This window comes from Sphingomonas sp. PP-CE-3G-477 (assembly GCF_003050745.1).
Taxonomy (GTDB): domain Bacteria; phylum Pseudomonadota; class Alphaproteobacteria; order Sphingomonadales; family Sphingomonadaceae; genus Sphingomonas.
The window spans coordinates 377,913-386,227 of the sequence record NZ_QAOF01000004.1; the positions used below are offsets into that span (position 1 = coordinate 377,913).

The 8,315-nt window shown below is 62.9% G+C and carries 8 protein-coding genes; all 8 read left to right on the top strand.

Annotation, left to right across the window (positions count from 1 at the left end; translation table 11 throughout):
* Positions 1-35 precede the first annotated feature (35 nt).
* The 8 genes from C8J45_RS11185 (at position 36) to C8J45_RS11220 (ending at position 7,837) form a co-directional block, all read left to right on the top strand.
* Positions 36-791, top strand: coding sequence for a phosphatidate cytidylyltransferase (locus C8J45_RS11185; protein ID WP_107963314.1), 756 nt, complete (start codon positions 36-38; stop codon positions 789-791).
* Positions 788-1,945, top strand: coding sequence for a 1-deoxy-D-xylulose-5-phosphate reductoisomerase (locus C8J45_RS11190; RefSeq protein WP_107963269.1), 1,158 nt, complete (start codon positions 788-790; stop codon positions 1,943-1,945). The genes C8J45_RS11185 and C8J45_RS11190 overlap by 4 nt, the downstream gene beginning before the upstream one ends.
* On the top strand, positions 1,942-3,075 hold the full coding sequence (rseP, locus tag C8J45_RS11195; protein ID WP_107963270.1) for an RIP metalloprotease RseP: 1,134 nt from the start codon (positions 1,942-1,944) through the stop codon (positions 3,073-3,075). The genes C8J45_RS11190 and rseP overlap by 4 nt, the downstream gene beginning before the upstream one ends.
* 104 nt (positions 3,076-3,179) lie before the next feature.
* Positions 3,180-5,894, top strand: a complete 2,715-nt coding sequence (bamA, locus tag C8J45_RS11200; protein ID WP_107963315.1) for an outer membrane protein assembly factor BamA — start codon at positions 3,180-3,182, stop codon at positions 5,892-5,894.
* Positions 5,894-6,556 carry an OmpH family outer membrane protein gene (locus C8J45_RS11205; RefSeq protein ID WP_107963271.1) on the top strand — a complete coding sequence of 221 codons (663 nt, stop codon included), beginning with the start codon at positions 5,894-5,896 and terminating at the stop codon, positions 6,554-6,556. The genes bamA and C8J45_RS11205 overlap by 1 nt, the downstream gene beginning before the upstream one ends.
* Positions 6,557-6,565: 9 nt before the next feature.
* Positions 6,566-7,051: a 3-hydroxyacyl-ACP dehydratase FabZ gene (gene fabZ, locus C8J45_RS11210; RefSeq protein WP_374956442.1), complete on the top strand. Its 486-nt coding sequence runs from the start codon at positions 6,566-6,568 to the stop codon at positions 7,049-7,051.
* A gap of 110 nt (positions 7,052-7,161) precedes the next feature.
* Positions 7,162-7,392 (top strand): 50S ribosomal protein L31, encoded by a 231-nt coding sequence (gene rpmE / locus C8J45_RS11215; RefSeq protein WP_055880673.1) that lies wholly within the window; start codon positions 7,162-7,164, stop codon positions 7,390-7,392.
* 127 nt (positions 7,393-7,519) lie between these two features.
* The gene (locus tag C8J45_RS11220; RefSeq protein ID WP_107963317.1) at positions 7,520-7,837 is read left to right on the top strand and encodes a PilZ domain-containing protein; all 318 of its coding nucleotides are present in this window, start codon (positions 7,520-7,522) and stop codon (positions 7,835-7,837) included.
* Positions 7,838-8,315 lie beyond the last annotated feature (478 nt).

Here is an 8,315-nt window from a genome sequence, read left to right on the forward strand (position 1 = left end):
AGGCATTGCGCACGCCGTCCAATCTCCAGCTCCGCATGATCGCCAGCGTCGGCATGATCGCGGTGGCCAGCCTTGCGCTGACGTTCGGCGGGATTGCGTTCTGGGTGCTAGGCGTGGTCGCCGCGCTGTTCATGATGGCGGAATGGTCGATGCTCCAGGGCGCCGACGCCAAGACCAAGCGGATGACGCAGTTCGCATTGTCGGTGCCGCTCGCGCTCATGGCCCCCGCGTCGCTGATCCTCGTCATCCATGATTTCTTCACGCTAGGGCTGCTTGTGGGGGCGGCGTTCTTCGTCGTCATCACGACGCGCAAACCCAAGCTGGCGCTGGGCGTCATCTATTGCGGTCTCCCCGTCTTCGCGCTGATGATCATCCGGCGGCAGGACGAGGGAATCCTCTTTACGCTGTGGGCGCTGTCGCTGGTGTGGGCGTGCGATATCGGCGCGTTCTTTACTGGGCGCACGCTGGGCGGACCCAAGCTTGCGCCGGTGATCAGCCCGAACAAGACATGGTCGGGGCTGATCGGTGGCGTCGTGCTGGCGAGTGCGGTCGGGGCGGTGCTGCACACGCAATACGGCCTGCCGATGCGGATGACGCTGGCGACACCCGTGCTCGCCGTGCTCGCGCAGATGGGTGATCTCTACGAGAGTTGGTTGAAGAGAGTGGCAGGCGTGAAGGACAGCGGCAACATCCTGCCCGGACATGGCGGCGTGATGGATCGCCTCGACGGTCTGGTCCCGGTCGCGCCAGTCGCGGCGCTCCTCGTCATCTTGCCATATTTCTACGCATGAAGACCGTCACGATCCTGGGCGCGACCGGCTCGGTCGGGACCTCGACGCTCGACCTTATCGAGCGTGAACCCGACCGCTTCCGCGTCGTCGCGCTGACCGCCAATTGCGACGTCACTAAGCTCGCCGCGGCCGCGATCCGGACCCAGGCTGAGTTTGCGGTAGTCGCCGACGAAAAGTGCCTGCCGGCGTTGCGTGAGGCGCTGGCCGGCACGGGGATTCGCTCGGGCGGGGGGGGCGAGGCTATCGCTGAGGCGGCGTCGTCTGGTGCCGACTGGACGATGGGCGCGATCGTCGGCTGCGCCGGATTGAAGCCGGTGATGGCGGCGATCGAACAAGGCGGCACGGTCGTGATCGCCAACAAGGAGCCGCTGGTTTCCGCCGGTGACGTGATCCTCGCCGCGGCCAAGCGGACCGGCGCGACGCTGTTACCAGCCGATTCCGAGCACAACGCGATCTTTCAATGCTTCGATGCGACTCGGCCCGAACGTGTCCGCCGGATCATCCTGACGTGCAGCGGCGGACCGTTCCGCGACTGGACGACCGAGCAGATGCGCGGCGTGACGCTTGAGCAGGCGGTCAAGCATCCCAACTGGTCGATGGGAGCTAAGATCTCGGTCGATTCGGCGACCTGCATGAACAAGGGCCTCGAACTGATCGAGGCCGCGCGGCTGTTCCCGATTGCGCACGACCGGATCGAGATCGTCATCCATCCGCAGTCGGTGATCCACAGCCTCGTCGATCATGTCGACGGGTCGGTGCTCGCGCAGCTCGGGCCACCCGACATGCGGACGCCGATCGCGCATACGCTCGCGTGGCCGGACCGGATGGCGACACCGATGGCCCCGCTCGACCTCGTCGCGATCGGCCGACTCGACTTCGAGGCGCCCGATCCGGTCCGCTTTCCCGCTCTGCGATTGGCCCGCGAGGCGCTTGACGCAGGTGGCGCACGACCCGCAATTCTCAACGCCGCCAACGAGGTAGCGGTCGAGGCATTCCTGCAACGACGTATCGGCTTCCTCGAAATTGCCGCAATCGTCGAACATACGTCGTCGTGTTATGACCCGGCCGTGCCGGACAGCGTCGATGCCGTGCTGGCGATCGATGCCGAGGCGCGGATCTTGGCCGGCGAGCGTGTGAAGGATTACGCGGTTTGATCGAAACACCCGGTGTCCTGCTGACCATATTGTCGTTCGCCGCGGTGATCGGCCCCCTCGTGTTCGTGCACGAGATGGGACATTACCTCGCCGGGCGCTTTTTCGGGATCAAGGCGGATGCCTTCGCGATCGGCTTCGGCCACGAGATCGCGGGTTTTACCGACAAGCGCGGCACGCGGTGGAAGTTCGGGTGGCTCCCGCTCGGTGGTTACGTGAAGTTCGCAGGGGATATGAACCCAGCCAGCCAGCCGTCGGCCGAGTGGCTTTCGCTCCCCGCCGAAGAGCGCCAGCGTACGTTCCAGTCGAAGCCGGTATGGCAGCGCGCGATCGTCGTCGCAGCCGGCCCGGTCGTCAATTTCGTCGTCGCGATCCTGATCCTCGCCGGCTTCGCGTTCGCATACGGCGACATCCGCATGCCGCCGATCGTGGGCGGCACCGTTCCAGGCAGCGCGGCCGCAGCTGCCGGTCTTCAGGCGGGCGATCGGATCACCGGCATCGGCGGCCGATCGGTCGAGACGTTCGACGACATGGCGCGCTATGCCCGCATCCGCGCTGGTGAGCGGACCCGGATCGACGCGGTCCGCGGCGACCGGACGCTGTCGCGCGACATCGTCATCGGCACCGAACTGCAGCGCGATCGCTTCGGCAACGAATATCGAATCGGTCGCCTCGGCATCGCCGGCAGCAAGCCCGTCATCGTTCCCGTCAGCCTGATCGAGGCGCCGGTCGTCGCGGTAAAGCGCACCGGCGAGATCGTCTCGATGATGGTCGAGACGCTAGGGCAGGTCATCACCGGTCGCCGCTCGGTGAAGGAACTCGGCGGACCACTCAGCATCGCCAAGGTGTCGGGCGAGCAGATGTCGCTCGGCCTCGACGCCTATGTCTTCCTGATCGCCCTGGTCTCGATCAATCTGGGGTTCATCAACCTGCTGCCAGTGCCGATGCTGGATGGTGGCCACTTGTTCTTCTATGCGATCGAAGCAGTGCGTCGGCGCCCCGTCGAGCCGGAAGTCCAGGAATGGGCGTTTCGCGGCGGACTGGCGGCGATCCTTGCGCTGATGCTGCTCGTGACCTTCAACGATCTCGGTAATTTCGGACTGTGGAAGAACTTGGCCGGCTTGATCGGCTGACGACGATAGGGCAGGGCGGGCGCGCCTTGTATGTGCACGTTTTTAAGGTGGGTTTGGTGACAGCGATCAACGGTTACGATTTCGCGCGTAAGGGCGCCCTGCTTATGGCAGGTACGATCCTGTCGGGCGTTCCCGCGTTCGCGCAGACGGCGCCTGTCGCGACGTCTACGCCCGCCCCGGTTCGCAATCCGGTTGCCGGAGCGTCTAATGGTGTAACGCCCGTCGCTGCTCCTGTATCCGTCACCACGATCAAGACTTTGCGAGTCGAAGGTTCGCAGCGGATCGAGCCCGAGACGGTGCTGTCGTACACGAAGCTGCGCGTCGGCGTTCCGTACACGGCAGAGACGCTCGATCAGGCGCTGAAGGATCTGCAGGCGAGCGACCTGTTCGCCGATTATTCGATCTCGGGCGTCGCGGACGGCAACATCGTCCTGCGCGTGCGCGAGAACCCGATCATCAACCGGGTGATCATCGAGGGCAACAAGGCGCTCAAGACCGACAAGATCACGAAAGAGATCAAGCTCGCGCCACGCCAGATCTTCACGCGCACCGCGGTTCGCCAGGATATCGCACGGATCATCGAGCTCTATCGTCGCCAGGGCCGTTTTGCCGCGGTGATCGATCCGAAGATGGTCAATCTCGACCAAAACCGCGTCGATGTCGTGTTCGAGGTTAGCGAGGGCCCGAAGTCGAAGGTTCGCCAGATCAACATCCTCGGCAACGAGGTGTTCTCCGACGACCAGATCCGCGGCCAGATGGCCACCAAGCAGTCGCGCCTGTTCCGCCTGCTCTCGTCGGCGACCAGCTACGATCAGGATCGCCTGTCGTACGATCAGCAGAAGCTCCGCCAGTTCTACCTGACGCAGGGCTATGCGGATTTCCGTGTGACCTCCGCCGTGGCCGAGCTGACGCCGGACAAGAAGGACTTCATCATCACGTACGTGGTGGAGGAGGGCAAGCGCTACAAGTTCGGCGACGTCACCGTCGATAGCCAGATCCGCGACTTCGATAATACCAAGCTCGCAGCTAGCCTGCCGCTCAAGAAGGGCGATTGGTACAACGCCAAGCTAGTCGAGGATTCGGTCGACAACCTCAGCCAGACCGCTGGCCTGTTCGGTTACGCGTTTACCGAGGTGAACCCGGAGTTCGCCAAGGACGCCGAGACGCTGACGATGGGGATCAACTTCAACATCGCCGAAGCCAAGCGGACTTATGTCGAGCGGATCGAGATCAACGGCAACACGCAGACGCAGGACAAGGTCGTCCGCCGCGAGATCCGTCTGGCCGAGGGCGACGCGTTCAACAGCTTCCAGGTGAAGCGTTCGCAGGATCGCATCAACTCGCTGGGCTATTTCCAGGACAAGATGGAGATCAAGCAGCTGCCGGGTTCGGCACCCGATCGCGTCATCCTCGAGACCAACCTCGAAGAGAAGTCGACCGGCGAACTCCAGCTGTCGGCAGGCTATTCGAGCCTCGAGCGCTTCATCATCCAGGCGAACATCACGCAGCGCAACTTCCGCGGCAAGGGCCAGGAGCTGCGCGCCGGCGTCAACTATTCGAGCTATTCGAAGTCGATCGAACTAGGCTTCACCGAGCCGTATCTGTTCGACAAGAACATCGCGATCGGCGGCGACATCTTCCGCCGCGATTATAACTCGTTCAGTTTCAACGGCAACGATCGCCAAACCAACTATTCGCAGGTCTCGACCGGCTTCCAGCTTCGTGCCGGTGTCCCGTTGACCGAATTCTGGTCGTTGTCGGCGCGCTATGGTCTTTCGTACGACGAGGTCAGCCTCGACAACCAGTTCCTGAATCCCAACGGCTCCTGCAACTTCTTGGCAGCAGGGCGCTATCTTTGCGAGGCAATCGGTAACCGGTGGACGTCGTCGGTCGGCTATTCGCTGATCCGCGATACGTTGAACAGTCGCCTGCGTCCTACCGCCGGCTCGCGTTTCTCATTCAGCCAAGATTTCGCCGGACTCGGCGGCGACGTTAAGTATATCCGAACTCGTTTCGAGGGTTCCAAATACGCCAACCTTGGCAGCGGCTTCATTGGTTCTATCATTGCGGAAGGTGGCTACATCCACCCGCTGCAAAGCAGCACCGGTCCTGGCGTCGATCCAGTCCGCATCACCGATCGCTTTTATCTGGGCGAACCGCAGTTTCGGGGTTTCGATATCCGCGGCGTCGGTCCGCGCGTTTTGCGTGCGCCGTACATCAACAATGCAGACGGCACGCAGACTGTCCAGACCTCGCGCGACCAGATCCAAGACGATGCGCTGGGTGGCCGTGCCTATTATCTGGCGCGTGCGGAGATCGAGATCCCGTTGGGTTCGGGCGCGCGCGAGCTGGGCCTGCGTCCATCGATATACGCCCAGGTCGGCAGTCTTTTCGGCATCAAGAAGCCGTTGCCGACCGCAGAGTTCCCGTTCACGCTCGATAACAACGGCAACAAGGTTTTCCAGCCGCTTCCTGCGCGGGATGCGGCGAACAACATTTTGTATAACAACGTGTTCACGGCAGCAGGCGCGACCTCGCCGTCCATACGTCAGACGACCTGCCAGACCGGCTATTCGGCGACGCCGGGCGCTACCGGTGCAAGCTGCGTCGGGACCGAGACTAATACCGTGATACCAGGTACTGCGCCGTTCCAAGAAACCTTCCTCGGCAACTCGGCCAAGCCGCGTCTGTCGGTGGGTATCGGCGTCAACTGGAACTCGCCGTTCGGCCCGCTCCGTATCGATCTCGCCAAGGCTCTGCTCACGCAGAAGGGCGACGACCCGAAGCTTATTACTTTCAACGTAGGGACACAGTTCTGATGACGACGTTCAAGACGCTTCTCCTCGCCGCAGCGCTCGTCGCGCCGGCCGCCATGACCGCGACCGCTGCCGATGCACAAGTTTCGGGCATCGCCGTCGCCGACGCGCAGGGTGCGATCGCCAACTCGAAGGCCTGGAACGCCGCGCGCGCCCAGATCGAGACGACCTACAAGGCCCAGCTCGACCAGGCCGAGACTCGTCGTCAGGCCGTGGCCCGCGAGCTCCAGCCGCTGGTCACCGCGTTCCAGACCGCACAGCGTGCGCCCGGCGCGACCGAAGCGACGCTGCGCCCGCAGGCTCAGGCGATCCAGACGCGTGAGAACGCGGCGAACCAGGAACTCGCCCGCCTGACGCAGCCTGCCCAGCGTGCACAGCAATACGCGATCGAGCAGATTCAGGCGAAGCTCAGCGACGCCGTGACCGCAGCCGTTCGTGCCAAGAACGTCAGTCTGTTGCTGCGCCCCGAAGCAGCTCTGTTCGCGCAGCCGACCGCCGACATCACCGCGGCGATCACGACCGAGCTCGATCGTCTCGTGCCGACCGTCAGCACCGCAGTGCCGGCAAACTGGCAGCCGAACCAGCAGGGTGGCCAGCAACAGGGTGCCGCTCCGGCTTCAGCAGGTCGCGCGCCTGCCGCAACGCGCACGCCGCAGGGTCGCTAAGGTCAGCTCGTGACTGAAACTGTGACTGAAATAGCGAAGACCGGTCTGGGCCCGCTCGATATCGGGCGGGTCATGGCTGCGCTGCCGCATCGCTATCCGTTGCTGCTGGTCGATCGTGTCGAGGATCTGATCCTCGACACATCGATCACCGCGATCAAGGCGGTGTCGATGAACGAGCAGTTTTTTCAGGGACATTTCCCTGGACGCCCGATCATGCCGGGCGTGCTGATCGTCGAGGCGATGGCGCAGGCGGCGGGGATCCTTGCGGTCGAGTCGCTGGGTCTCGCAGGGTCGGGCAAGCTCGTTTATTTCATGGCGATCGACGGTGCGAAGTTCCGCAAGCCGGTCGAGCCGGGCGTGTTGCTCAAGCTCGAAGTGACGTTCGTCCAGAAGCGCAGCTCGGTGTGCAAGTTCGCCGGTCGTGCGCTGGTCGACGGGCAGCTGGTGGCCGAGGCGAACTTCACGGCGATGATCGCCGATCCGCCCAAGGCCTGAGCCCGAAGTCGGGGCTCTAGCCTGGCAATCTTGTAAAATAGGGCGCGTCCGTGTACGGGCGCGCCTTCCTTTTCAGGCTGGTCGGAACCAGCCACATACGGAGAATTCCCATGAAGGCCGATACGCACCCCGATTACCACATGATCACCGTCCAGATGACCGATGGCAGCAAGTACCAGACTCGCACCACCTGGGGTAAGGAAGGCGACGTGATGACGCTCGAGATCGATCCGCTCGCGCATCCGGCATGGACCGGCGGCCGCGGCACGATGCTCGACACCGGCGGCCAGGTCGCGCGTTTCAACAAGCGTTTCGGTGGCGGTCTCACGCTCCGCAAGTAACATCCAGTAACCCCCGGAATGAGTTTGATTTAACTCGTTTTGGGGGTTCTTTTTAATACCTCGTTAGGTGCCGGCGGATAGGCTTGTGAACGCAAGCCATATCAGGACTCGCAAGGACGAGGACGCCATGTTCGCCGCCGACTTCGAACCCGCAGAGCGCACGAGCCGCCGCGGTTCGCCCCGTGCCCCGATCGCCCTCGATGCCAGTATCGGCAAGACGCGCCGCGCTTTGTGCAGGGTCGTCGATATTTCGGTCAACGGTGCGCGGCTCCAGACCTATTCGGCGCTCAAGCGTGGCACGAGCATCTGGCTCAACCTGCCACAGATCGGCCAGATCGTTGCCGACGTCATGTGGGCGGACGATTTCACCGCCGGCTGCAAATTCCGAACCCCGCTTTCGATCAAGGCGTTCGATGCGCTCATCCAGGATCACCCAGCGACCTGATCGTACCGCGGCAACGCCGTCGCTTCTTGGAATACCTCGCCGAGGCAAACGCGTCTTTTGGAGCGTCAGCCGTCGTGGAGGTTCGGCAATCCAGATGTCGCCCACACATACCTTCCGCATATGAGCAGCGAGCTCGCCTCGGTTCGGCGATCATTCGCACGGGCGACTTAGGGACGAGATGGTCGTCACCGCATGCCGGGAGGGGATGATAGGCGCCACTGAGCGTGCGAGCTTTGAATTTTCCGAAAAGTGACCTGAAACTGTAAAAAAGCGTTTGACGGTATCGGGAGGTGGCCCTAGAGGGGTGTCACCGCAGCGGAGTGCCTCACGGCTTCTGCGACGGTCGCAAAAAACCAGATGCTGCAAGCTTCTTCTGATGGAGAGGTTATGCGAGTGTCGGTATTTTTGTCGGCTCTTTGACATTGTAGGTTAAGATGAAGGGACATGTGGGCGGCGGCTTGCGGTTCTCGGGCTCCTC